This window comes from Amphritea atlantica, assembly GCA_024397875.1.
Classification (GTDB): domain Bacteria; phylum Pseudomonadota; class Gammaproteobacteria; order Pseudomonadales; family Balneatricaceae; genus Amphritea; species Amphritea atlantica_B.
On sequence record CP073344.1, the window covers coordinates 902,119 to 927,675 of the forward strand.

Consider the following 25,557-nt stretch of genomic DNA (forward strand, 5'->3'; position numbering starts at 1 on the left):
TTTCATATATTTGCCGGTGATTGTGATTGCGCCTTGAGGTACTCCGCTACAACGCCTATCATTCCGCGCTGACCGGTCGCTGTCGGCACTAGTTCTGAATATCGTCTATAGTGTCTGCACCGGTATTGTTTCTATCGTTTTCTGTTTGAGAGCTGTCTTTTGTCTGAATTTATTCCCGGCCAACGCTGGATCAGTAATACCGAATCAAATCTGGGGCTGGGGTTAGTTACCAGCGTATCTAATCGCCGCGTTGAAATTCTGTTTCCAGCCGTTGAAGAGGAGCGCACCTACGCCATTGATAACGCGCCTCTCAGTCGTGTGGTCTATCCGGTGGGTGAGCAGGTGAGTAATGCCTCGGGCGTTAAAGTCACCATTACTGCTCAGCAGGAACTCAATGGTTATATGATCTATCAGGTCGAAGATACCGAGGGCGAGGTCCTGGTGTTGGAAGAGCGGGACCTGGACAGCGCCGTGCACTTCAGCAAGCCCCACGACCGTCTGTTTGCCGGACAGGTCGATAAGCTCAGTCAGTTTAAGTTGCGGGTCGAATCGCTTAAGAATCAGTTTGCCCACCTGCAATCAGAAAGTTATGGCCTGCTGGGCCCCCGGGTTCAGTTATTGCCCCATCAACTCTATATTGCCCATCAGGTCTCCCGCCGTTTTGCTCCACGGGTATTGTTGGCGGATGAAGTTGGTCTGGGTAAAACCATCGAAGCGGGACTTATCCTGCATCAGCAGCTGATCAGTGGTAAAGCATCCCGTGCGCTGATCGTGGTGCCCGACAGTCTGGTTCATCAGTGGCTGGTAGAGATGCTACGCCGCTTTAATCTGCGCTTTACCATTCTTGATGCGTTGCGCTGTGAGGCACTGGAACTTTCGGATGAGGGCGTTAATCCGTTCGAAACCGCACAGATGGTGCTGTGTAACTTATCCTTCCTCAAGTCCAGCCCGGACCGTCTGGTACAGGCGCTGGATGCGGGCTGGGATATGCTGGTGGTGGATGAAGCGCACCATCTGGTCTGGTCTGAAGAGGAATCCAGTCCGGAATATATCTGTATTGAAGCGCTGGCCCGTGAAGTGAAAGGGCTTTTGCTGTTAACCGCAACCCCGGAACAGCTGGGCGTTGACAGTCACTTTGCCCGTCTGCGTCTGCTGGATCCCGATCGTTATTACAGTCTGGAACAGTTCCGTGCGGAAGAGGAGGGCTATCAGCCGGTCAGTAAACTGGTGGCCCGGTTGTTGGATGAGGATGCCCGTGAACAGCTGAAAGATGCCCCTGAAGTGTTTACTCAGCTGGGTAGCTATCTTGGCGAAGAGGTGGCTGAACAGCTGCAGGATGAGCTTGAAAACGACTCACTGGATCAGGCGATTCAGGATGCGGTAGCCAGTCTGCTGGATCATCATGGCACCGGCCGGGTGTTGTTTCGCAACACCCGTGACGGTGTGAGCGGTTTTCCTAAACGGGTGCTGCACAGTTATCCACTGCCTGAACCAGAGTTTTATCTTGCCAGCGAACAGCAGTTGCTGGATCAGGCGGATCTGGAAGAGAGACTTCATCCCGAGCTTATTCTGGCAGACCGCTGGCTCGAAGCGGATCCGCGGGTGGAGTGGCTGGTGGACTGGCTGAAGCAGAATCGTGACCAGAAAGCGCTGGTCATCTGTGCCTATGCGGAAACCGCCAAATCGCTGGAAGAACACCTGCGCCTCTACGAAGGCATCCGTTCGTCGGTGTTCCATGAGGGGATGAGCCTGGTCAATCGTGACCGTGCCGCTGCCTACTTTGCCGATGAAGATGAGAGCGCTCAGGTGCTGATCTGTTCTGAGATCGGCAGTGAAGGACGGAATTTCCAGTTTGCCAGTCATCTGGTGTTGTTTGACCTGCCGCTGAATCCGGATCTGTTGGAGCAGCGAATCGGTCGTCTCGACCGGATTGGTCAGCGCAATGATGTCCAGATTCATGTGCCTCATTATGAATTCAGCGCTCAGGCAATCCTGCTGGACTGGTTCCATCGTGGTCTGAACTGTTTTGAACGTGCCTGTCCGGTGGGGCAGGTACTGTTCGATCAGTTCCTGGATGAGCTGATTCCGGCCCTGTTTGAGGAGTACGATGAAGCCAATATTGAACAGCTGATCGGCAGTACCCGCGCTGAAGCGGATCGTTTGCTGGAACAGCTGCAGCAGGGGCGTGATCAGTTGCTGGAACTGAATTCATGCAACCCGGCGAAAGCTGAGGCCATCGCTGAAAGCATGGAGGTTACCGGTAACAGTATTGAGCTGAGCCGCTACATGGAGAAGATGTTTGATCAGTTTGGCGTTGAACAGCAGGTTCACAGTAGTCAGAGCATTATCCTCAGTCCGGGGGATCATATGCATCATGAAAGCCTGCCGGGCCTGCCTGCCGATGGTATGACCGCCACCTATAACCGGACCCTCGCTTTGGGCCGGGAGGATATTCAGTTCCTCACCTGGGAACACCCGCTGGTGCTGGGTACGATGGATATCGTCGTTAATGGCGATTTCGGTAACACTGCAGTGTGTTCTATTAAGCTGCCGCCGCTGAAGCCCGGCACTCTGCTGCTGGAAGCTATCTTTACCCTGCACTGTGCGGCGCCTAAACAGTTGCAGGTGCAGCGTTATCTGCCCCAGACGCTGAGTCGTATCGTAGTTGATACCAATGGCACCGATCTCAGTGCAATTCTCACGGAAGCCCATATCAACAACCTGGCTGAGCGGGTTGGGCGGCGTCAGGCGGTGGATATTGTTAAACACACCCGCGATGAGATTGGCAAGATGGTGAATCGGGTTGAGGCGATTGCAGAAACCCAACAGCCGGCGATGCTGGCTGAAGCAACGCAGAATGTGGCAGAGCTGCTGGGAGTAGAACAGGAGCGTCTCACCGCTCTGGCTGCGGTGAACCCGAATATCCGCCAGGAAGAGATCGATTATCTGGCGCAGAACCGGGCAGAGCTGGAGCATCACCTGAAGGGGGCTTCACTGAAACTGGATGCGATTCGGGTCATTGTCGCGACCTGAACTCTGTTATCATGACCCGCACTATTCAGATGAATTCAGTATAACCGGAGCAGACTTTGTCCAACGCGGAAAACTTTACCGATCTGGGGCTTGATCCCCGGCTTAGCAATATCCTTGCTCATCAGGGGATAACCGAGCCCACGGAGATTCAGGCCCTGGCAGTGCCGACGGCAATTACCGGCCATGATCTGATTGCTTCATCAAAAACCGGCTCCGGTAAAACGCTGGCCTATCTGTTGCCAACGATGCAGCGCCTGATGCGGCAGAAAGCCCTGAGTAAAAAAGATCCCCGGGCGCTGATTCTGGCACCCACCCGGGAGCTGGCAAAGCAGGTTTACGCTCAGTTGCGCAGTCTGGTCAGCGGCACACAGTTCAAGGTGACGCTGGTACTGGGTGGTGAGAACTTTAATGATCAGGCCAAAGCGCTGGCGAAGGATCCTCATGTCGTGGTGGCAACTCCTGGACGGCTGGTGAACCATCTGGATGAGCGCTCGCTGTTTCTCGATGGTCTTGAACTGCTGATTCTCGATGAAGCCGACCGGATGCTGGATCTGGGATTTGCCGAGCAGCTGAACCGGATCAATAAGGTCGCCAGCCATCGTCTGCGTCAGACGCTGATGTTTTCTGCCACGCTGGAACACGCTGAAGTAAACAGCATGGCTAAAACGCTGCTAAAAGCGCCAAAGCGGATCGCCATTGGGGCTGCTAATGCTGAACACGCAGATATTGAAAAACGCTTCTATCTTACCGATCATCTGGATCACAAGCAGGCCCTGCTGGAGCGTATTCTTGATACTGAAACGTATCAGCAGGTGATTATCTTTACCGCTACCCGTGCGGATACCGATCGTCTTTCACAGTTGTTATCCGCTAAGGGGCTGAAAACGGCGGCGCTCAGTGGTGAGATGAGTCAGTCCGACCGTAACAGGATTATGGATAGCTTCAGCCGGGGGCAACAGCAGGTGCTGATTACCACTGATGTTGCTTCCCGTGGACTGGATCTGTTGCAGGTGTCTCTGGTGATTAACTTTGATATGCCCAAGCAGGCGGAGGAATATGTTCACCGCATCGGGCGTACCGGTCGGGCCGGAGCTAAAGGGGTTGCGGTCTCTTTAGTTGGTCCTAAAGACTGGGAAGCATTCAAACGTGTAGAGCGTTTTCTGCAGCAGTCGGTTAACTTCAGTGAACTGGAAGGCTTAAAGGCGACGTTTAAAGGTATTAAAGAGGCGCCTGCCGCTAAAGCACCTAAGGCTGAAAAAGGCCGGCCTGCAGCACGGCCAAAACGGGCAGTTAAAGCGCCACAGGATCGTAAAAACAGACGTACCGCCAATCGGCAGATAGTCTCCGATGATGGTATGGCGCCGCTGAAAAAGAAGAAAACGGATTAGATTGGCCACGACTATAAAAACCAGCCTCAGGGCTGGTTTTTAGTATCTTAAACCGCACTGCTTGTTATCCCCCTCGATACGCCTCCTCTCAGTAGGGTACCTCTCAAAGTGATGACAGAGTCCTTTGTATAATGTCTATAGCCTTTAATATGATAGGTATATAACTTATGGGGGACGCGAATGAAAAAATTGAGTGGTGTTTTATTTGTTGTCTGTGCGTTTACAGCATCTGTGCCTGCGGTTCATGCAGGAGGGGCTGAGGTGTTTCAGACCTGTGTTGAATGTCATGGTGCCTCCGCTGAAAAATCGGCTATGGGTAAGTCTCAGGTAATTAAGGGTTGGTCATCCAGCCAGACTGTCGATGCGCTGAAGGGTTATAAAGCCGGCACTTATGGTGGTCCGCTGAAAGCGTTGATGAAGGTCCAGGCTGATAAACTGGATGAAACCGCGATTCAGGACGTTGCGGCCTATATTTCCGGACTTTAGTTGAAATGCTGCCTTACACTTGAAGGCTGCTCTTATAGTGAAAGACTCTAGTTACCGCTGAAGGATCCTGATTAGCGTTTTAAACTGAAATCTTAAAAAGCCGGTGAGACTGCCGGCTTTTTCTATCCTACTGAATATGCTCACTCATTCGCACAATAGATCTATGCTAAAGCTGTCTATACTAAAGCGAAGAAACAATCGAATGATGAAAACTATTCGCATACCGCTCTGCGTAAGCCGGTTGTAAACCGTTTAGTTGTAAGCTACTTAGTAGTTAATTATTTAGTACTAAACTATTTAGTATTAAACGATGATTGTATTTACCTGATTAAGACGCTGTGTCAGGTTATAGCTTGGAAAGCTTTTTGCTGTTGGAGATATGGATGTTTAAAATAGTCCCCTGGCTCGTGTTGCTCATAAGTTTGATTCAAAGTACTTTGGTCTCAGTATATGCAGCAGACCCGTCTCAAAACCCTGAGGCTGCAGTCAGGTCAGAGCCTTCCTGGCGAGAACAAAACCTCAACGCTGAAGAGATCGCCTGGCTGGAATTACACCCACAGCTCAGACTGGGCATCGATCGTAAATTTTCCCCCTATGAATGGGTCGATCAAAACGGCCACTATACCGGTATTGCCGCAGATTACTTTGCATTGCTGGAACAGCGTCTTGGCGTTTCTTTTATGCCTGTAACCGATAAATTATCATGGAATGAGGTGTTAACGGCCGCCAGGAGTGGTGAGTTCGATCTGATGTCCTGCCTGGTAAAAACCACCGAACGAGATGTGTATCTGGATTTCAGTGAACCCTACCTCACCAGTGCTGCGGTCATAATCAGTGAGCAGTCTGAGGGGTATATCGGTACTCTGGATAAGTTAAAAGGGAAAGTCGTTGCCATACATAAGGGGCATTTTACCAATGAGCTTCTGCGACGTGATTATCCGGGAATAAGGATTATCAGTACCGCCACTATTCAGGATGCGCTGAGAATGGTTGCAGAGGAGGGCGCAGACGCCTTTGTTGGTGATGCAACGGCGGCCAGTTTCGTAATGAAGCAGGAAGGAATTCTTAACCTGAATTTTTCTGGTCATACCGATTATCAGAGTGATTTCCGTATCGGCGTCTATCAGGGTAACCCGCTACTTTCGGGGATTATCCAGAAAGCACTCAACAGCATTACTGAAACTGAACGCAACCAGATATTTGATCGCTGGGCCGGTCTTACGGTTCCCCCGAATGGCGTGGCGCTGGAAAAAATATTTAAGATCAGTGCGGCAGTCTTGCTGGTTTTACTGCTTATTCTCTACTGGAATTTCCGTCTGCACCGTTCTGAGGAAGCTCGCAGAGTTAGCGAAGAACGCTTTAAAAATCTGGTAGATACGTCTGACGGGATTGTCTGGGAAGTTGATTACGACACCCTTTCCTATACCTATATGAGTGAAAATGTTGTCAGGGTTTTGGGGTACTCTCTGGAACATTGGTCAGAGCCCGGTTTCTGGCAAGACCACATTCACCCTGAGGATCGGCAGGAAACGATCCGTTACGCCACAGAGAGCGTTAAGCATCTCAGTGATTATGAGTTTGAATACCGTTTCCTATCCGCACGCGGCGAGACAGTGTGGATTCGTGACATGGTCAGGGTCGTATTTGAGAGAGGAGAGCCGCGCTGGCTTCGAGGGCTGATGCTGGATATCACCGCCCAGAAAATGGCGGATAAACTGATGCGCGAAAGTGAGGGGCGCTTCCGGGAACTGATAGAGAGTCTGCCAGCCATTGCTGTACAGGGGTACGATGAAAACCGCAAGGTGATCTACTGGAATGATGCCAGTGAAACGCTTTATGGGTATACCCGGGATGAAGCGCTGGGTCAGCCTCTCGAGTTGTTAATTATTCCTGAGCCGATGCGTGAGACCGTGATTCAGCATCACCGGGACTGGCTGGAAAAAGGCCAGGAGATCCCCGCCTCAGAATTAGAGCTACAGCACAAGGATGGTAGTGTTGTTCCGGTGTTTTCCAGTCATGTAATGCTGAGGTCTGAAGGTAACAGGCAGGAGATGTACTGTATCGATATCAACCTGAGTGAGCAGAAGCGTGCTCATGCTGAGCTGAGCCATATGGCCCATTACGATGCCCTGACCCGTCTGCCTAATCGCCGTACATTTACCGACCGCTTGCGGCAGATGATGAAAAGCGCGAGCCGGGAGGGCGAGCAGGTAGCCGTGTTGATGATCGATCTGGATCGTTTTAAAGAGGTGAATGATACGCTCGGCCATGATTACGGTGATCTTTTACTGCAGGGGGCCGCCAAAAGGCTGGTCTCCTGTGTGCGGAAAACCGATACCGTTGCCCGTCTGGGGGGGGATGAATTCCTGGTGATTCTGGGAAATATCGGCGATATTTCGGTGATTGAGCGGGTAGCAGGACAGATACTGCAACAGCTGAGAGAGCCCTTTACTCTCAGGGAAAATCGCACGTTTGTGTCAGCAAGTATCGGTATTGCGTTATACCCTTCGGATGCGATGACCCTGGAAGCATTGATGAAAAATGCCGATCAGGCGATGTATGCCGCCAAAGAGGAGGGACGTAACCGGTTTCATTACTTCACTCCCGAGATGGAAGCGGCGGCTCAGCAGCGCCGGCGTTTATTAAATCAGTTGCGTGAAGCGATCGATCTGCAGCAGTTTGAGGTCTATTATCAGCCAATTATTAACTTGAAAACCGGCGGTGTCGTAAAGGCTGAAGCGTTGTTACGCTGGAACCATCCGAATGGACAGATCTCACCGCTGGATTTTATTCCGCTGGCGGAAGAGACCGGGTTTATTGTTGATATAGGCAACTGGGTGTTTACCGAAGTGGTGCGGCAACTGTCAATCTGGCAGGCGCACTTTAACACTGACCTTCAGGTCAGTGTTAATACCTCCCCGGTTCAGTATCAGGATGGCAGCAGCAGTAACCTCAACTGGTTTGGCAATAATATCCAGAGTCACAATCTTAATCCGGCAAGCCTCTGTGTGGAGATTACCGAAAGCCTGTTGATGGAGGCTGGCAGCGGGGTCACTGATAAGTTGTTACAGTTCCGGAATCAGGGGATAGAGATCGCTCTTGATGATTTCGGTACCGGGTATTCATCACTTTCCTACCTGAAACAGTTTCATATCGATTATCTTAAAATTGACCAGAGCTTTGTCTCTCATCTTACTTCAGGATCTCAGGACCTGGTGCTGTGTGAAGCGATTGTCGTCATGGCGCATACTCTGGGTATCAGAGTGATTGCTGAAGGTGTCGAAACGCAACAACAGCAACAGATGTTGACGGATATGGGGTGTGATTTCGGCCAGGGGTATCTGTTTGGTCGTCCGGTGCCGGCAAATGAGTTCGCAGCACAATGGCTTAAATCCCCGGTAACCGATTTATCGGAGTGAGGTCCTGGGGGATCTGCGCTGAAACTCTTTCGGCGGTATTTTCGACCGATTCGCCTGCTGTCAGATTTTCAGCCTCTCCTGACATCGATACGTTTCTGGCGTATCGGGGCGTTGTGTACTTTAATTTTGTAATTTTGTATCGGTATATTCAGGTTTGTTTTACGGGTTGATAATTGTCAAGTTAGGCAGGGTTTATCCTTGTTACTATTTCGGTGTGACAAAGTGTCGCATCCATAATCTGATTTGGGGGTTTCTGTGAAGTTAATAGTCCTTTCAAGACCTGTTGCTTTATCTGTCGTTTCCTTGATGGCAGCAACACTTGCCAGCCCCGTCTTGTCGGCAGAAGGTATGTCGCATAACTCTGGCAGTCATAATGCAGAACACAGCTCATCAAAGAGTACGTCGATGAAGATGGCAGTGGAAGAGGTTGTTGCTGAAGGTGTTGTAAAACGGGTTCTTGCCGATTCAAATCAGATCATGGTGCACCATCAGCCGATTCCCGAATGGAATATGTCCGCAATGCAGATGAAATTTAATCTGGCTGACGGACTGTCTGTTGCTGATTTTAAAGAGGGGCAAGCGATCCGATTTCGTTTGCAACAGAGTCATATGATGAAGTTTACGATTGTAAAACTATTGGAACCGTAATGTTTAATAGCTGTGTAACAGCCACGTATTCTAATCTTTTACGTGATTACCGATACCTGTCAGTCAGCTTCCTATACTAGTGTGGTAACAATAATGGAATCGCTCTTCCGAACATTCAGAAAGTCTCAGCTGGTTTTTTTCTGGCTGGTCGTTACCTGTTTGTTTTCTCCGGTTGCATCCGCAATGGTGCCTGTCTCTGACGCACAAAAACTAGAGACCATTACCCGGGCTTTTCCTGAGGCAACACTGGTGGGTGAAAAACAGCCGGTGGCTGAAGGAAAAGTCCCCGGATGGACCGTCTATAAAGGCGAGGACATTCTGGGTTATGGCTTTGAAACCAATGATGTCACAAAAATCCCTGCGTATTCTGGCAAACCGGTCAACACCCTGGTGGTTATGGATGTTGACGGGAAAATTCTTGCTACCCGGGTGCTGGAGCACCATGAGCCGATTTTGCTGGTGGGTATTCCGGAACAGAAACTGTTTGATTTTGTTGCCGCCTACGAAGGGCTGAATGTAACCGATAAAGTGCGGGTTGGCGCGGGCAATAACAAAGATATTCTGAATGTTGATGTGGTCGCTGGCGCGACCGTTACCGTCATGGTTGTGAACGAAGGGATCATGCGTTCAGCCCGTAAGTTCGCTCAGATTATGGGCATTGCAGGTTTGACGGAGCAGGCTGCCATACCTAAAGCAAGCATAAAAGCGGATCAGTTTGTTAAGTCTGACTGGAACACCCTCATCGGAGACGGCTCTATTCGTCATCTGGTGCTGACTGAAGCAGATGTGGATAAGGCCTTTGAAGGAACCTCTGTTGAAACCCGGGGCAAGCACGGAGAGGGACGTCAGAAGCGAACATTTATCGATATGTACTATGCTCCGTTAAATATTCCCGTCATCGGCCGCAATCTGTTGGGAGATGATCAGTATAACTGGCTGATGGGGGAGCTTGGCGAGGGGGATCAGGCGCTCGCCGTGATGGGGGAGGGGCAGTACTCATTCAAGGGAAATGGTTATGTGCGTGGAGGCATTTTTGACCGCACTCAGTTACAGCAGTCTGGCAAGTCGATCAGCTTCCATGATACCGATTACTACCGTCTGGATGATGTCTATATTGATGGCTTCCCCGGCTTTCGTGAGATGGCGATCTTCATTGTCCGGGATCAGTATGACTTTGATCTGGGCACGCCGTGGCAGATTGAGTTGTTGGTACGGCGGCAGAAAGGTGCGTTGGAGAGTGTCTTTACCAGTTTTTACGGTGACTATCTGACACCTGAAAAGTACCTCGATCGTCCTGAGCCGGTAGTTGAACCAGAGCCTGAAGCGTTATGGGTGTCTATCTGGAAGGAGCGGGCGTTTCAGATCGGGGTGTTAACCGTGGCGTTGATCGTGTTGTTTATCGTCATCTTTATCCAGGATGTGCTGGTCCGTTATCCACGACTGATGCATGGTATTCGCCGTGTTTATCTGGTCTTTACGGTGTTCTTTATCGGCTGGTATACCTTAGGCCAGCTGTCTGTGGTGAATGTCTTTACATTTGTTCATGCGCTTAAAGGGGACTTTCAGTGGAGCGTGTTCCTGCTTGATCCAATGCTCTTTATCCTCTGGGGCTTTACCGCCATGACCATGCTGTTATGGGGGCGGGGTATTTTCTGCGGCTGGTTATGTCCGTTCGGTGCGGCTCAGGAGCTGATCAATGAACTGGCCCGTAAACTTAAAATTAAGCAATATGACCTGCCATTCGCGGTACATGAACGTCTGTGGGCTTTGAAATATGTGATTCTGCTGGGTCTGTTTGCCATCTCGCTGGAGTCACTGGCTGAAGCCGAGCGTTATGCTGAGATTGAGCCATTTAAAACCACTTTCCTGCTGAAGTTTCAGCGTGACTGGGGGTATGTGTTCTATGCCGTATTCCTGTTAGCGATCAATCTGTTTACCCGTAAAGTGTACTGCCGTTATGTCTGCCCTCTGGGGGCGGCGCTGGCGATACCCGCCCGCTTACGCCTGTTCGACTGGCTCAAGCGCCGTAAGGAGTGTGGTCAGCCTTGTAAGATCTGCGCCAACGAGTGTGAGATTCAGGCGATCCACCCGGATGGCCGGATTAATGCCAATGAATGCCATCAGTGTCTGGATTGTCAGGTGACCTATTACCGTGATGACAAATGTCCTCCTCTGGTACAGAAAAAACGTAAGAAAGCTAAACAAGAAGCCGCATTGAATAATATTCCAGTAGTGCAAATTGACGACCTGACCGTCTAGTCAGGCGCCTGAATAAAAGACCGCCTCGTCATAAGACCGGGTGTCATTGTTATGGAGATCAACATCATGATAGATCCTAAGGATAAGAGCCTTCCTGTGATTGATACTGAAGACTCACACGCAAGTGAACATGTGAAACTAAGCCGTCGATTGTTCCTGGGTGGTTCTGCTGCACTGGTTGGTGGCGCTGCTGCAATGGGCGCAACGATGGGTGGTGCGCTGATGCCATCTGTAGCGCATGCATCGACTGATGCTAAACACACGGTAGGCCCCGGTGAGCTGGATGAATACTACGGTTTCTGGAGTGGTGGCCATCAGGGCGAGGTGCGCGTATTAGGTCTGCCTTCAATGCGTGAACTGATGCGTATTCCTGTATTTAACGTAGACAGTGCAACCGGTTGGGGTATCACCAACGAAAGTAAGGAAGTGCTGGGTGAGAATGCACCGATGAACGGTGACTGTCACCATCCGCATATGTCTATGACCGATGGCCATTATGACGGTAAGTATATTTTCATCAACGATAAGGCCAACACCCGTGTTGCCCGTATCCGCGGTGATATCATGAAGACCGATAAGATTACGACTATTCCAAACTGTCAGGCGATTCATGGTCTGCGGGTTCAGAAAGTACCGTATACCAAGTATATCTTCGCCAATGCTGAATTCCGTATGCCGCACCCTAACAACGGCCTGAATATGGATGACGTGGAAGGTTATTATACGCTGTTTAATGGCCTGGATGCGGAGTCCATGGACGTTGCGTGGCAGGTCATTGTCGATGGTAACCTGGATAATACCGACGCCGACTACACCGGAAAGTATGCGTTTTCTACCTGCTATAACTCTGAAGGCGCTATTGATCTGCCGGGTTCTATGCGTAATGAGCGTGACCACCTGGTTATCTTCAATATTGAGCGTATTGAAGCAGCAATTAAAGCCGGTAAGTTTATTACCCTGCCGGGGTCTGATGTGCCTGTCGTTGACGGTCGTAAAGGTTCAGAACTGACCCGTTATGTACCCGTACCTAAGAACCCGCACGGTATTAATACCGCGCCTGGCGGTAAGTATGCGGTTGCCAATGGCAAACTGTCGCCAACGGTAACGGTATTTGAGCTGGCTAAATTTGATGATTTGTTTGCCGATAAGATTCAGCCGCGTGACACCGTCGTTGCCGAAGTTGAACTGGGTCTTGGGCCTCTGCATACCGCTTTCGATGGTCGTGGTAATGCTTTCACCACGCTGTTTATCGATAGTCAGGTATGTAAATGGGACATCGAGAAAGCGATCCGTTTCTATAACGGCGAGAAAGTAGATTACATTCTGCAGAAACTGGATGTTCACTACCAGCCAGGACACAACCACACCACGATGGGTGAAACCCGTGATGCCGATGGTAAGTACCTGGTATCTTTGCAGAAGTTCTCTAAAGACCGTTTCCTGCAATGTGGTCCGTTGCATGCCGAAAACGATCAGCTGATCGATATATCCGGTGACGAAATGAAGCTGATTCACGATGGTCCTGCGTTCGCAGAACCACATGACTGCATGATGGTTCACCGATCTAAGGTTAAGACCCGTAAGCTGTATGATCGTAAAGATCCTATATTTGCCACGACTGTTGCGATGGCGAAGAAAGACGGTATTACGCTGGAAACCGACAGTAAGGTGATTCGCGATGGCAATAAGGTACGGGTCTATATGACCTCGGTTGCACCTAATTACGGTCTGAATGAGTTTACCGTCAAGCAGGGAGATGAGGTAACGGTTGTTATCACGAACCTGGATCAGATCGAAGACGTGAGTCACGGTTTCTGTATGGTAAACCACGGTGTTCAGATGGAGATCAGTCCTCAGCAGACGGCTTCTGTAACCTTCAAAGCAGACCAGGTGGGCGTACATTGGTACTACTGTAACTGGTTCTGTCATGCGCTTCACATGGAGATGCGTGGTCGTATGCTGGTTGAGCCGGCTTAAATATCCGTTTTTGGCTGAAAAGCTGAGTGCAACGGGGTATTACAGGGTTTGTCAGAAAAGAATGTTTAAGTAAGCCGCAGAGCTTATATTGATAAACCACTGTGATACCTTATCAAACCGGTCCTGCAACGTTTAATACTGACCAGGATCGGGTCTCCTCTTTGTTCAGGGTGCTTCTATGAATCTGCTGTTTGCCCGGTTCGGTTGTCTGCTTCTGCTGTACATGAGCACTATGCTTTCTGCTCAGGCTGCAACCATCAATGTTACCCCGACAGATAACCTGCAATCGGTACTGGATAGTGTTCAGTCCGGAGATCAGGTGGTACTGACTGAGGGGGTTTATCAAGGCAATTTTGTCATTGCGCAAGCCATCGAGTTATCCGGTGAAACGGGGGCTGTGCTTGATGGACAGAATAAAGGTCATGCGCTGCAAGTGAATTCAGCGGGTGCCTATATCCATAATTTGAGAATTCAGAACTGGGGTATCAATCTCACCGATCTGGATTCCGCTATTTTTGTGTCCCGTTCCGCAGCGAATACACGTATTGAGCATAATTATCTGCAGGGCGGTGGTTTTGGTATCTGGGTGGATGCATCCCCGGACGTCAAAATTGTTGCGAATAAGATTGAAGGCGATCTGGGTATGCGATCATCCGATCGTGGCAACGGTATTCACCTTTACAATGTGACAGGTGCCTTAGCTAAGAATAATGAGGTATGGCACACCCGTGATGGCATCTATATCGACACCAGTAATGGCAATGAACTCATCGGTAATCATCTGCATGACCTGCGTTATGGTGTGCACTACATGTACTCCTACCACAATCTGATAAAAAATAATTTTACCGTTAATACCCGTACGGGCTACGCACTGATGCAGTCTAAGTATCTGACAGTGATCGGCAATCGTTCAAAAAATGATGCCAATTACGGCATTCTGATGAATTACATCACCAACTCTACTCTTAAGAATAACCGTGTAGAGGGGGTGCAGAATAACCGTAATCCCCATATGCAACAGCAAACCAATCTGGCGGGCCTGGAGGGTAAGGCGCTGTTTATCTACAACTCGCTGTTTAACGAGATCAGAGACAATCTGTTTGCCGAGAGCGATATGGGGATCCACCTGACAGCGGGTTCGGAAGACAATGTGCTAAGCGGCAACGCTTTTATCAGTAATAAAGAGCAGGTCAAGTATGTCGCCACCCGCACTCAGGATTGGTCTGATGCCGGTGTGGGTAATTTCTGGAGTGACTATCTGGGCTGGGATATGGATGGTGACGGCATTGGTGATGTGGTGTATGAGCCGAATGACAGTGTTGACCAGCTGCTGTGGAAGTTTCCTTCTGCCAAGCTGCTTTTGAATAGTCCGGCAGTAGAGACGTTGCGCTGGGTGCAGCGTCAGTTTCCAGTATTGAAAGCTCCGGGGGTCGTGGATAGCCATCCGTTAATGGCGGTACCACAGTCTATTACTGACTCAGGTCTGGTACCCGGGTCAGCAGGCGCGCAGTGGGTTGGGAATTGATATGAGAAGTTCGAATAATATTGTTGAATTACAGCAGGTTGAGAAAAGATATCAGGGCGTTAATGCGCTTCAGCAACTTAATCTGGAGGTGCGTCAGGGCGAAGTGCTGGGGTTGTTTGGTCATAACGGAGCGGGTAAGACGACGACGATTAAACTGATTCTCGGTCTGATCAGTGCAACGGCGGGTGAGGTCAGAGTCTTTGGCGAAGACCCGACTCAGCCTGAGGCTCGTCACCTGCGACGTAAACTGGGTTTTTTGCAGGAGAACGTCAGCTTCTACGACCAACTGAGCGGGCTGGAGGTACTGCAGTATTTTGCCCGTTTGAAAGGCGTCCCGGAGAAGCACTGCCCTGCATTGCTGGAGCAGGTGGGACTGGCGCAGGCCGGAATGCGTCGGGTAAAAACGTATTCCAAGGGCATGCGGCAGCGTCTTGGCCTTGCTCAGGCACTGTTAGGTGAACCAAAACTGTTATTGCTGGATGAGCCTACCGTGGGACTGGATCCTATCGCCACCCAGGATTTTTATCATCGTATTGAAGAGCTGAAGCAGCGAGGCTGTACCGTCATACTCTGTTCCCATGTGTTACCTGGCGTGGAAAAATATATCGATCGGGCGATGATACTGGGGCAGGGGCATCTGCTGGCTGAAGGCAGTATTCATGATCTGCGCCAGCAGGCAGATCTGCCTGCGGTTTTTCATCTGCAGGGAAGTGGAATGGTGTTGCCCGACAACCTGTCAGCCCTGGTAAACCGCAACGAAACAGAATTAAAACTGGATATTCCTCTTCCCGGGAAGATGGCTGCCATGCAACAGATAATGGGACTGGCGGGACTGGAAAATCTGGATGTTCAGCTGCCCTCTTTAGAAGACCTGTATACGCATTTTATTGAAACCAGTGCCGGAGCAACCGCCGCTACTGCACAGGAGATTCGCTAATGAATGCTGTTCTGACGGTCGCTAATAAAGAGTTTCATGATGGCCTGCGAAACCGCTGGGTGCTGTCGATCTGTGTGATCTTTGCGGTACTGGCGATTGGCCTGGCGTATTTCGGTGCCGCCGCAGCGGGTAAGGTTGGTTTTACATCGCTGTCGACGACTATCGTCAGCCTGGCAAGTCTGGCGGTGTTTATTATCCCGCTGATCGCACTGATGCTGGCCTATGACGGGCTGGTGGGTGAAGATGAAAATGGTACTCTGTTGCTGTTGATGACCTATCCACTGTCACGCTGGCAGTTATTGCTGGGGAAAATGGTCGGGCAGGGAGCGGTAATGGCGTTTTCCACCCTGATTGGTTTTGGCTCATCCGCCATTATGATGGGGGTTTTCTCCGGCACGACCACCTGGGGAGAGCTCCTCGGCGCTTATAGCATATTTATCTTTTCCGCCATGCTATTGGGGTGGATCTTTATCGCCATTGCTTATGTGATTAGTGCATCGGTGTCAGAGAAGTCGAAAGCGGCAGGGATCGCTCTGATCACCTGGTTTGTTTTCGTTCTGGTCTTTGATCTGGGGCTGCTGGGGATGCTGGTTGCGACCGAGGGCAATGTTGATGAAACACTGTTTCCGTATCTGTTGCTGCTCAACCCAACGGATATCTTCCGACTGGTAAACATTACTTATTTTGCCGATCAGAATCTCACCGGACTCATGGCAATAGCGCAGCAGTCTCAGTTTTCAACCCTGTCATTGTTTGTGGGGTTACTGCTCTGGCTGGTACTGCCAGCCTCGCTGGCGATGGCGATCTTTAATAAGCGGGGATTGTAATGAAGCACTGGTTAAAGCTGTTCGTTATTCTGCTGCCGCTGGGGGGGCTGGCGGGTTGTGGTGAAGATGAAAAGGAAACGATGGTACGACAGGCGATCGCGATAGAAAGCGGGGCAGAGTGCCACCTGTGCGGTATGATTATCAGCAACTTTCCCGGCCCCAAGGGGCAGCTGTATGCAAAGGGAACCCGGGGCAATATGCAGTTCTGTTCTACCCGGGATCTGTTTGCTTTTATTGTCGATCCAGAAAATCAGCAGAATATTCAGGAGGTCTATGTCCACGATATGGCCGTCACCCCCTGGGATCATCCGGATGATGAAACCTATATTGATGCCCGACAGGCATTCTTCGTCATCGGTCACCGGAAAAAAGGCGCGATGGGGCCAACACTTGCCAGCTTTTCCAAACAGGCCGATGCCGAAGCGTTTGCCGATTCTGAGGGTGGCAAGGTCTATCGTTTCGAGCAGATCACGCTGGATCTGCTGATTAGTATGAACAATATGATGGCAGAGTGATCCGGCCATCAGCAATGACAGGGTTCATTGTTCCGGGATGAGTGTGTTTACTTCGGAACAATACAGGCGGGGCGTGAGCAGCGTTCTTGACTACCCTGTTGTGCGGCGATATTGCTGAGTTCATTGAGGCTGTCGTGGTAGGCAGGCTGCTCCGGTGCGATTGATACGGCGCAGCTGATCGATTCAATGGCCGACTGAGTGCAGCCTGTTTGCATTAATGCGTACGCCAGGTTATTCCAGCCGGCGGCAGGTGTGGCACTCTTTTCAATATAGCGGATGAAATAGTCAGCGGCCGAAGTGTAACGTTGCCGGGCGTAGCTGATATTACCGAGTCCCATCAGCGCGGCAGCATTGTCAGGCCACTGTTTTAACGCGGTCTGATAGGCTTGTGCTGCGGCTTGCTGTAAAGCAGGGTTGTGCAGCCCGAGTTGCTCAAGCTTATTCGCGGCGGCAGTGTAACGCAAAGGTGTGGCAGTTGCTGGTAGCTGATCGGGTGGAAGTATTACTCTGGCCCAGTTGTCTGCCCGTGACCAGGTCTTCTCAAACAGCGAAAGATCGGCGGGATAACGCTTATCCGGACCCGAACGCAGCAGGATCTGTTGTGCGTTCAGGTCATAACCGATGGCAACTGCGAAATGCCATTGAGGCAACCAGCTGAAGCCGAGGTTTTGCATCACCAGAACCGGATGTCCGGCATCCAGCTCCAGCAATATATCGGCCATATCGGGCCTCAGCGGATAGACAATCAGGTTAAACTGCCGTGCTCTGGCGTCCATTTCAATTGCCAGGGTTCCGCCTTTTTGCGGAATATACAGCGAGGGGCGTAACTGTTCAAGGGTTGTCGTGATCTGGTTGTAGGCCAGCATGGTGGCCAGTGATGCCGGTCCGCACTGATCATCCTGTTGCGGGAAATAGGCTAATCCAGCGATTTCAGAGTAACCTTTGATGGCAGGATCGGCGGCTAATGAGTCGACGAGTTGTGGGTTGCTGCTACAACCGGTCATCAGCACGATTGCTATCAGCAGTACTGCTGCTGATAGCCGCTGAGTGAATAACCGGCTGAGCCGCGTGGAATCCCGGTCAGCGATTGATACAGTGAACAAAGCTGAACAGGTCAGTTGCACAGAGCATATCGGTGATGACGAACACGACAAATACCAGACCAATAAGGCCCAGAACTCCTTCACCGGCCGGTTGCGAAGCCAGGTTTGCGTTCAACTGGCTGATCTCATCCGGGGTCAGGCTGGCGACACGCTGTTGAAGATCCTGCGGATCAACCCCCATATCCACAAGCTGTTGCTGTAGTTCGACCGACTCCAGTTTTTGCAGTAATTCGCTCTTGGTGTATTGCTGGTTTTCTGTCTGGATGATGGTGTCTGTGGAAACCATTGCGGCATTGACGGTGACACTCTGAAAGCTCATAACCAGCATCAACGCGATAATGATCCGGCCTATCCAGGCGTGTCTGAGACTGCTGTGTTGCATCATAATATCTATCCTCTGATGGGCTGCTATCCCCCCGGTACAGCGGCTTTCTTTAAAAACGGATTAACCTTCTTGGTTAAATCACCCGTACCAACAAACAGTTGACCCTATCAGTGTAGCTTAGTTTGTATAAAGTAAAGTCGTGGGGTGGATGAGGCAGCTAAGAGCGGCGCTAATGAGGGGGGGCAGAGACTAAAAAAGCCAGCAGGGGAGTTGCTGGCTTTTTGGATAGGATACGGGGCTTGCGGCTCAGGTCTGAGGCTCTGATCAGCCGGAAATACCCTGTTTCTTCAGATACTCTTCATAACCACCGCGGAAGTCGGTCAGCCCGTCTTCACGCATATCGATTATCCGGGTTGCCAGAGAGGATACAAACTCACGGTCATGGCTGACAAAGATCAGCGTGCCCTCAAAGTTTTCCAGCGCCAGGTTGAGCGCTTCAATGGACTCCATATCCATATGGTTTGTGGGTTCGTCCATCAGCAGGATATTGGGTTGCTGCAGGATCAGTTTTCCCAGCAGCATGCGGCCTTGTTCACCCCCGGAAAGTACCTTGACCGATTTCTTAATCTCATTCTGTGAGAACAGCATTCGTCCCAGAGAGGCCCGGATGACCTGTTCGTCAGACCCGGACTTGGTCCACTGGGCCATCCAGTCAAACAGATTACTCTCTTCAGCAAACTCGTGGGCGTGATCCTGTGCGTAATACCCGATATTGCTGTTTTCGGACCATTTCACCAGGCCACTGTCGGGTTCAAGGTCACCCTGCAGACATTTCAGCAGGGTGGTTTTACCGATGCCGTTGGGGCCGATAATAGCGATCCGTTCACCGACTTCCACCATCATACTGAGATCTTTAATCAGCGGCTCACCACCATAACCTTTGGTCAGTCCCTCAATTTCCAGTGCCAGACGGTGCAGCTTCTTCTCCTGGTCAAAGCGGATATAGGGGCTCTGACGGCTGGAAGGCTTAATATCGTTGAGTTCTATCTTCTCAATCTGGCGTGCCCGGGAGGTTGCCTGTTTTGCCTTGGAGGCGTTGGCAGAGAAACGGCTGACAAAGCTGCGAAGTTCAGCAATCTGGGCTTTCTTCTTGGCATTGTCAGACTGTAGACGTTCCTGCAGGGCCGTCGAGGCGATCATATAATCGTCATAGTTGCCCGGATAAACCCGCAGCTCACCGTAATCCAGGTCTGCCATGTGGGTGCAGACGGAGTTGAGGAAGTGGCGGTCGTGGGAGATGATGATCATGGTGCTGTTACGCTCGTTCAGCACACCTTCCAGCCAGCGGATGGTGTTGATATCCAGGTTGTTGGTAGGTTCGTCCAACAGCAGGATATCCGGATCGGCAAACAGCGCCTGAGCCAACAGCACCCGGAGTTTCCAGCCAGGCGCCACTTCACTCATCGGGCCAAAATGCTGTTCCGTGGGAATATCCAGTCCCAGCAGCAGCTCTCCTGCACGGGATTCAGCGGTATAACCATCCAGCTCGGCAAACTCAACTTCAAGTTCAGCGACTTTGATCCCTTCCTCTTCAGTCATATCGGGCAGCGAGTAGATACGATCCCGCTCCTGTTTGATCTGCCAAAGTTCAGCATGTCCCATGATCACCGTGTCGATAACGGTGAACTCTTCAAAGGCAAACTGATCCTGACGCAGTTTACCGATGCGCTCATTCGGGTCTTTGCTGACATTGCCGGCTGAAGGTTCCAGATCACCACCCAGAATCTTCATCAGGGTCGATTTACCGCAGCCGTTCGCGCCGATCAGGCCGTAGCGGTTGCCTTCACCAAATTTAACAGAGATATTTTCGAACAGAGGCTTGGCGCCAAACTGCATAGTGATATTAGCGGTAGTCAGCAAAACAGGAGTCCATCAGTTAAAACGTTGAGGTAAAAATATGCGGCGTATTGTCCCACAGATCACTGTTAAAGTGTGTGAATAGAGTGTTTCTTTTTCATAATTTAATGTGGATACTGCAACGGTTCTGTAACAGGTCGGATATATGGATAAGAAACAACTTATAGCACAGATTATCTGCCAGCTTCAGGCAGATCTGGAGATGAACATTGCGGCCGCTAACGAGGCCCGGGATGCGGCGACCCATGAAGAGAACGTAGCGGAAAATAAATATGATACTCTGGGGCTGGAGGCCTCCTATCTGGCCCACGGACAATCCAAACGAGTGCAGGCGCTGGAGGTTAATCTGACCGATTACCGCAATATGCCGCTGCGCGAGTTCGCCGAAGACTCTGCCGCAGGCCTGGGAGCATTAGTCACGCTTGAAAATGATGAAGGCTGCGTGAAACGCCTGTTCATCGGTCCCGCAGGCGGGGGAATTCAGGTTGAGGGCGGCTCTGAAGTGGTTATTGTGATTACCCCCCAATCCCCCATCGGCCAGGCATTAACGGGGCGCTATCCGGGCGATATTGTTAAACTGCCTCAGGGTGAATTTGAGATTACTGGGGTCAGTTGATGACGTATAATCCCCGGTAACCGTTTCCCCGGGGTTATATCGGCCCGGCAGCAGATTAAGGAATATTCATGAGCGTTACAAAAGATAAAGTCGTGCAGTTTCACTACAACCTGAGCGATGCAGAAAACAGTGTTGAAGAAACCACCCGGGGAGGCTCGCCAATGGCTTACCTGCATGGCCACAATAATATGATCAGTGGTCTGGAGCAGGCAATGGAAGGGAAAGCGAAAGGCGATCTTTTTTCTGTCACGCTGGAGCCAAAGGATGCCTACGGTGAGTTTCTGCCAGGCTGTGAACAGCGTATTCCGGTGAAACATCTGCAGGGCGCAAAGAGATGGCGCCCGGGCATGGTAGGCACTGTGCAAACCGAGGAGGGGATGCGACAGGTGAAAGTCGTTAAGGTGGGTAAATTCATGGTGACTGTGGATAATAACCACCCACTGGCGGGTAAAACACTGACCTTCGATATCGAGATCGTCGATATCCGCGATGCCTCAGCCGAGGAGATCGCTCATGGACATGCCCATGGGGATGGCGGGCATCATCACTAAAACGCCGTTACGCGACCCGGCAGAACGGGGCCTTCAGCCCCTGCCAGGAGCCAGACGCTACGCTTGCTAGTGGCTAGAACGGAAACTGTGTTTCCTGCTAGAAAAGCCAGAACAAAACAAAAAACCGCCGCGAGGCGGTTTTTAGGTTTTGTAGGAGCCCCTTCCAGGGGCGATGGGGTGTCAGGTAGTTAGGACGCTAACTTGCTGGTTAAAGGCGCTTGATCTCCTGGCCACTAGCAAGCAGCGTAGCTGCGTTCTGGCAAGTCGCGAAGCGACGGTCTATCTGATTTACCCGCACAATCTCCCCGATAGAAAAATTCTAATGGCTACCTCCTGAAATCTGCTTGATACTCGTTGGTAAATCAGAGCAGGAGGAAGCTATGAAAACTGAGCGTTTAACGTTTACCGGCCATGATGGATCATTACTGGCGGCGAGGCTGGATCTGCCGGTGGGTAAACCGGCAGCGTATGCGCTGTTTGCGCACTGTTTTACCTGTTCTAAAGATTTTCAGGCTTCCCGGCGAATTTCTCAGCGCTTGGCATCGTTAGGGATTGCCGTTCTCCGTTTTGATTTTACCGGACTGGGTCACTCGCAGGGGGAGTTTGCCAATACCGGGTTCAGCTCGAATATGCAGGACCTGCTACAGGCAACCCGGTTTATGCGCGAAAACTATTCGGCTCCCCAGCTATTGATTGGTCACTCTCTGGGTGGCGCGGCTATTCTGGCAATTGCCCGCGAGGTGCCCGAGGCGAAGGCGGTGGTGACTATCGGAGCACCGGCTGATCCCGGGCATGTACTGCAAAACTTTGGCGATCAGCTGGGCGAAATATGCACAGAGGGGGAGGCCAGTGTGAAGCTGGGGGGACGCGAGTTCACAATCAAACGTGAATTTGTTGAAGATATCTCCGCCATCTCTCTGGAGCGGGCTGTGTCAGGATTACGTAAAGCGTTGCTGGTGATGCATGCTCCCCTGGATGAGACGGTAGACATCGTCAACGCTGCCCGGCTGTTTCAGATGGCTAAGCATCCAAAAAGTTTCGTTACGCTGGATTCTGCGGATCATCTGCTTAGCCGACAAGAGGATGCTGATTATGCGGCGGAAATGATTTCCGCCTGGGCGCAGCGCTATATTGATGTCCAGATACTGCCTAAATACCTCAATGCGCCAGAAGGTATAACCCGGGTCTGCGAGGCAGACCCTGACAGTTTTACTCAGGATATCAGTGCTGCAGGCCATCATCTGATCGCGGATGAACCCATCAGTTATGGCGGCAACTACCTGGGACCGACGCCATATCAACTGGTGGCTGCAGGACTGGGGGCATGTACCTCTATGACCCTCAGGATGTATGCGCGACAAAAAAAGATTCCTCTGGAACATGTTCAGGTCGATGTATCGCACGCAAAAATTCATGCTCAGGACTGTCTGTCCTGTGATAAAAACGGTGGTAAGATAGATCAGTTTGAACGGCAGATTACCCTGACAGGGGATCTCACCGGGGAACAACGCAAACGTTTGCTTGAGATTGCAGACCGCTGTCCGGTGCATAAAACCCTTGAGGGGGATATCAGCATTGTGACTCGTTTAACGGACTAACAGACGAAATAACGCTTCGAACTCAATAGTACAGAATGGACTAGACTAAGGAGCATCCTGGAATTTTGTAGGCGGGGACTATATTTTGCAAGGCGATTTAGACAACTTCCTCTATCTTCTGGATTGTCTGCCAGTGGCTGCGATGGTGCTTCTGTTTAATGAAGAGCAGCAGAGGGAGTCAGACCGGCAAAAAATCGTATATGTTAATAAAAAGTATCAGCAGCTGATTGGTTATCCTCTTGAGCGGACACCGAATGCTGAAGCCTGGATGGAGGTCGTTTACCCTGATCGCCAGCACCGCGAAAAGCTGATGATGCTTTGCCATACTTTTGGCGGGCTACTCCGGGAAACGGAAGAGATTGCTCAGATACGGATGAAGATTCGTTGCAATGATGGCAAAGAACGTGATTTTCAGGTCACGGGGGACAACCGCACTATTATTCCGGATCACTATCTGGTTACCTTTCAGGAGATCACCAGCTTAACGGCTGAGATTGAACAACTCAGACAGCAGTCGGAAGTTGATCAACTGACCGGGGTTTTCAATCAGCACCACCTGCTCAGACGGCTTGAAGCAGAGGTTGAGCGGGCCGAATCAACAGGGGCAGGTTTTACCCTGATGATGTTTGATCTGGATTTCTTTAAGGATGTGAATGACCATTATGGCCATCACTGCGGTGACCAGGTTTTAATCACGTGTGTTGATCTTATTCGCTCAGCGTTGAGCGGAGTTGATTGCCTGGCGCGCTGGAACGGTGCTGATTTTGTTGTGCTGATGCGCGAAGATAATCCGGGTATTGCCCGGCAGGTGATTCAGAAGGCCTGGCAGGGGGTTCGTGCGCATACGTTTTGCTGGCGGGACTCGACCTTTGCGATGACCACAACCGTGGGTTTAACCTCTTATCGGCGGGGAGATACCACCGAGTCTATTTTAGAACGTGCAGATCTTGCGCTTAAGCGGGGAAAGCGGGTCGGCGGAGATTTCATCTTTGTTGATGATTCGGACTGAAACAATGGCTTATACTTTTAGGGTACAGCTTTTCGCCTGGCTGTAAGTGGTGGTAGCGAAACTCAGTGAATCTGCTGCTATCTGTCTCAACATTCAGCCCCACTGCTGAAGTTCCAGGGCTTTCTGACGTATTTTTTCCATCAGGCTCAGCAGTTGATCCAGCTCCTCTTCGGATAGCGCGGAAAGGATAAATGCCTCCCGAGCCAGAATCAGCGGTACCAGTTTTCTGTAGATTGCTTTGCCTTTCTCGGTCAGGCTGAGGCGGGTGTAGCGGCGATCTGCATGGTCTTCCTGCTGAAGTATCAGTTCAGAATCTTTTAGCCGTGAGATGGTCCGGCTGACCTGCATTTTTTCCAGGTTACAATGCGCTGATATCTCTTTAGCCGACATCGCTTTTTTAGTGCCGAGTGCGGCCATGATCCGCCACTCCTGCCGATTCAGATTAAAACGTCCGGAATAGAGCTGTGATATCGATTGGCTGACCGCTGTGTCCAGGGTCGCTAACTGGTAGGGGAAGTATTGGCTCAGATCCAGATGCAGCTCTTTATTATCCTGAGAGGCATGTTTTTCGTTCACTAAGGTCAGTCTCTAATGGGCCAAAAATAACCTATATAATATATGGTTATTTCAGAAAAAGACAATTTCCAGTTACCGAATAATCTGATTTTATTTGGATTTATGTCATAAAAACAGTTACTTAATGTTCTAAAAAAACTTGCAGGTAATAGTCACGGCTGTTACCTGTCTGGCCTGCTCTGTGCCGAGGTGCTACTTTGGGGATAACGGTAAACGTAATAATAAGAACTATCTCTCAGAGGCTTTATTATGATCCAGATTGAACAAATACATCATGTTGCATATCGCTGTAACGACGCCAAAGAAACCGTTGAGTTTTATAAGGATGTGCTGAATATGGACTTTCTGGTTGCGATTGCGGAAGACCGTGTGCCTTCTACAAAAGAGCCTGATCCCTATATGCATCTGTTTCTGGATGCCGGCAATGGTAATATTCTGGCGTTCTTTGAGCTGCCGACTAAACCGAAGATGGACAGAGATCAGAATACTCCGTCATGGGTACAGCATATCGCTTTCCGGGTAAAAGATGAGACTGCATTGCTGGCAGCAAAAAAAGAGATTGAGTCTAAAGGTATTAACGTAATCGGGCCTACCGAACACGGTATTATTCGTTCAATCTACTTTTTTGACCCCAACGGTCACCGTCTGGAGCTGACCTACGTTAAAGGAACGGATGAACAGATGACAGAACTGAAACGGGTTGCACCGCTGATGCTGGAAGAGTGGACGCAGACTAAAAAAGCGCCGAAGCATGCTGCCTGGCTTCACGAAGAAGAGTTTAACGGGCTGGACTAAATATTCGGGACAGTGATAAACGGAGGTCAGGCCTCCGGTTATTCATGAAT

General features: G+C 50.6%; 20 protein-coding genes. 16 read left to right on the forward strand and 4 right to left on the reverse strand.

Annotated elements, in window-relative coordinates:
• The first annotated feature begins 159 nt into the window (after positions 1–159).
• The 11 genes from rapA to KDX31_04085 all read left to right on the forward strand — a co-directional run bounded on the left by rapA (position 160) and on the right by KDX31_04085 (position 17,017).
• Complete coding sequence (gene rapA / locus KDX31_04035) at positions 160–3,033, forward strand: RNA polymerase-associated protein RapA (protein ID UTW04195.1); 2,874 nt, start codon at positions 160–162, stop codon at positions 3,031–3,033.
• 56 nt (positions 3,034–3,089) lie between these two features.
• Positions 3,090–4,421 (forward strand): DEAD/DEAH box helicase, encoded by a 1,332-nt coding sequence (locus KDX31_04040; protein UTW04196.1) that lies wholly within the window; start codon positions 3,090–3,092, stop codon positions 4,419–4,421.
• 180 nt (positions 4,422–4,601) lie between these two features.
• Positions 4,602–4,907, forward strand: a complete 306-nt coding sequence (locus KDX31_04045; protein UTW04197.1) for a c-type cytochrome — start codon at positions 4,602–4,604, stop codon at positions 4,905–4,907.
• A gap of 383 nt (positions 4,908–5,290) precedes the next feature.
• Positions 5,291–8,326 carry an EAL domain-containing protein gene (locus KDX31_04050; protein UTW04198.1) on the forward strand — a complete coding sequence of 1,012 codons (3,036 nt, stop codon included), beginning with the start codon at positions 5,291–5,293 and terminating at the stop codon, positions 8,324–8,326.
• 348 nt (positions 8,327–8,674) lie between these two features.
• The gene (locus KDX31_04055; protein UTW04199.1) at positions 8,675–8,974 is read left to right on the forward strand and encodes a copper-binding protein; all 300 of its coding nucleotides are present in this window, start codon (positions 8,675–8,677) and stop codon (positions 8,972–8,974) included.
• Positions 8,975–9,067: 93 nt separating this feature from the next.
• Positions 9,068–11,233: a regulatory protein NosR gene (locus tag KDX31_04060; GenBank protein UTW04200.1), complete on the forward strand. Its 2,166-nt coding sequence runs from the start codon at positions 9,068–9,070 to the stop codon at positions 11,231–11,233.
• Between the two features lie 66 nt (positions 11,234–11,299).
• On the forward strand, positions 11,300–13,210 hold the full coding sequence (locus KDX31_04065) for a nitrous-oxide reductase (GenBank protein ID UTW04201.1): 1,911 nt from the start codon (positions 11,300–11,302) through the stop codon (positions 13,208–13,210).
• A gap of 178 nt (positions 13,211–13,388) precedes the next feature.
• On the forward strand, positions 13,389–14,738 hold the full coding sequence (locus KDX31_04070; protein ID UTW04202.1) for a nitrous oxide reductase family maturation protein NosD: 1,350 nt from the start codon (positions 13,389–13,391) through the stop codon (positions 14,736–14,738).
• Between the two features lies 1 nt (position 14,739).
• Positions 14,740–15,675, forward strand: a complete 936-nt coding sequence (locus KDX31_04075; protein ID UTW04203.1) for an ABC transporter ATP-binding protein — start codon at positions 14,740–14,742, stop codon at positions 15,673–15,675.
• Entirely contained in the window at positions 15,675–16,502 is an 828-nt protein-coding gene (locus tag KDX31_04080) for an ABC transporter permease (protein ID UTW04204.1), read from the forward strand. The genes KDX31_04075 and KDX31_04080 overlap by 1 nt, the downstream gene beginning before the upstream one ends.
• Positions 16,502–17,017, forward strand: coding sequence for a nitrous oxide reductase accessory protein NosL (locus tag KDX31_04085; protein UTW04205.1), 516 nt, complete (start codon positions 16,502–16,504; stop codon positions 17,015–17,017). The genes KDX31_04080 and KDX31_04085 overlap by 1 nt, the downstream gene beginning before the upstream one ends.
• 47 nt (positions 17,018–17,064) lie before the next feature.
• Here the strand turns inward: KDX31_04085 and KDX31_04090 are convergent, their stop codons facing one another.
• The 3 genes from KDX31_04090 to KDX31_04100 all read right to left on the reverse strand — a co-directional run bounded on the left by KDX31_04090 (position 17,065) and on the right by KDX31_04100 (position 20,365).
• Entirely contained in the window at positions 17,065–18,120 is a 1,056-nt protein-coding gene (locus tag KDX31_04090; protein UTW04206.1) for a PA2778 family cysteine peptidase, read from the reverse strand.
• Positions 18,098–18,505, reverse strand: a complete 408-nt coding sequence (locus KDX31_04095) for a PA2779 family protein (protein UTW04207.1) — start codon at positions 18,503–18,505, stop codon at positions 18,098–18,100. The genes KDX31_04090 and KDX31_04095 overlap by 23 nt, the downstream gene beginning before the upstream one ends.
• Before the next feature lie 264 nt (positions 18,506–18,769).
• The gene (locus KDX31_04100) at positions 18,770–20,365 is read right to left on the reverse strand and encodes an ABC-F family ATPase (GenBank protein ID UTW04208.1); all 1,596 of its coding nucleotides are present in this window, start codon (positions 20,363–20,365) and stop codon (positions 18,770–18,772) included.
• Between the two features lie 142 nt (positions 20,366–20,507).
• On the opposite strand from KDX31_04100, the gene KDX31_04105 reads away from it, so the two are divergent.
• The 4 genes from KDX31_04105 (at position 20,508) to KDX31_04120 (ending at position 24,136) form a co-directional block, all read left to right on the forward strand.
• Positions 20,508–20,978, forward strand: coding sequence for a transcription elongation factor GreAB (locus KDX31_04105; protein UTW04209.1), 471 nt, complete (start codon positions 20,508–20,510; stop codon positions 20,976–20,978).
• A gap of 68 nt (positions 20,979–21,046) precedes the next feature.
• A complete protein-coding gene (locus KDX31_04110; protein ID UTW04210.1) occupies positions 21,047–21,529 on the forward strand; it encodes a peptidylprolyl isomerase in 483 nt (160 codons plus the stop codon).
• Positions 21,530–21,909: 380 nt separating this feature from the next.
• Positions 21,910–23,127, forward strand: coding sequence for an OsmC family protein (locus KDX31_04115; protein UTW04211.1), 1,218 nt, complete (start codon positions 21,910–21,912; stop codon positions 23,125–23,127).
• Positions 23,128–23,212: 85 nt separating this feature from the next.
• The gene (locus KDX31_04120) at positions 23,213–24,136 is read left to right on the forward strand and encodes a diguanylate cyclase (GenBank protein UTW04212.1); all 924 of its coding nucleotides are present in this window, start codon (positions 23,213–23,215) and stop codon (positions 24,134–24,136) included.
• Between the two features lie 93 nt (positions 24,137–24,229).
• On the opposite strand, the gene KDX31_04125 is transcribed toward KDX31_04120, so the two are convergent.
• A complete protein-coding gene (locus KDX31_04125; protein ID UTW04213.1) occupies positions 24,230–24,712 on the reverse strand; it encodes a MarR family transcriptional regulator in 483 nt (160 codons plus the stop codon).
• A 249-nt stretch (positions 24,713–24,961) separates the two neighbouring features.
• Here KDX31_04125 and KDX31_04130 point away from each other — a divergent pair, with 249 nt between their 5' ends.
• On the forward strand, positions 24,962–25,507 hold the full coding sequence (locus tag KDX31_04130; protein ID UTW04214.1) for a VOC family protein: 546 nt from the start codon (positions 24,962–24,964) through the stop codon (positions 25,505–25,507).
• Positions 25,508–25,557: the final 50 nt, after the last annotated feature.

Excerpts from the sequence above, each read along its gene's own strand:
- KDX31_04045 (UTW04197.1), top strand. The coding sequence starts at position 4,602 with ATGAAAAAATTGAGTGGTGTTTTATTTGTTGTCTGTGCGTTTACAGCA.
- KDX31_04050 (UTW04198.1), top strand. The coding sequence starts at position 5,291 with ATGTTTAAAATAGTCCCCTGGCTCGTGTTGCTCATAAGTTTGATTCAA.
- KDX31_04055 (UTW04199.1), top strand. The coding sequence starts at position 8,675 with ATGTCGCATAACTCTGGCAGTCATAATGCAGAACACAGCTCATCAAAG.
- KDX31_04060 (UTW04200.1), top strand. The coding sequence starts at position 9,068 with ATGGAATCGCTCTTCCGAACATTCAGAAAGTCTCAGCTGGTTTTTTTC.
- KDX31_04065 (UTW04201.1), top strand. The coding sequence starts at position 11,300 with ATGATAGATCCTAAGGATAAGAGCCTTCCTGTGATTGATACTGAAGAC.
- KDX31_04070 (UTW04202.1), top strand. The coding sequence starts at position 13,389 with ATGAATCTGCTGTTTGCCCGGTTCGGTTGTCTGCTTCTGCTGTACATG.
- KDX31_04075 (UTW04203.1), top strand. The coding sequence starts at position 14,740 with ATGAGAAGTTCGAATAATATTGTTGAATTACAGCAGGTTGAGAAAAGA.
- KDX31_04080 (UTW04204.1), top strand. The coding sequence starts at position 15,675 with ATGAATGCTGTTCTGACGGTCGCTAATAAAGAGTTTCATGATGGCCTG.
- KDX31_04085 (UTW04205.1), top strand. The coding sequence starts at position 16,502 with ATGAAGCACTGGTTAAAGCTGTTCGTTATTCTGCTGCCGCTGGGGGGG.
- KDX31_04095 (UTW04207.1), bottom strand. The coding sequence starts at position 18,505 with ATGATGCAACACAGCAGTCTCAGACACGCCTGGATAGGCCGGATCATT.
- KDX31_04105 (UTW04209.1), top strand. The coding sequence starts at position 20,508 with ATGGATAAGAAACAACTTATAGCACAGATTATCTGCCAGCTTCAGGCA.
- KDX31_04110 (UTW04210.1), top strand. The coding sequence starts at position 21,047 with ATGAGCGTTACAAAAGATAAAGTCGTGCAGTTTCACTACAACCTGAGC.
- KDX31_04115 (UTW04211.1), top strand. The coding sequence starts at position 21,910 with ATGAAAACTGAGCGTTTAACGTTTACCGGCCATGATGGATCATTACTG.
- KDX31_04130 (UTW04214.1), top strand. The coding sequence starts at position 24,962 with ATGATCCAGATTGAACAAATACATCATGTTGCATATCGCTGTAACGAC.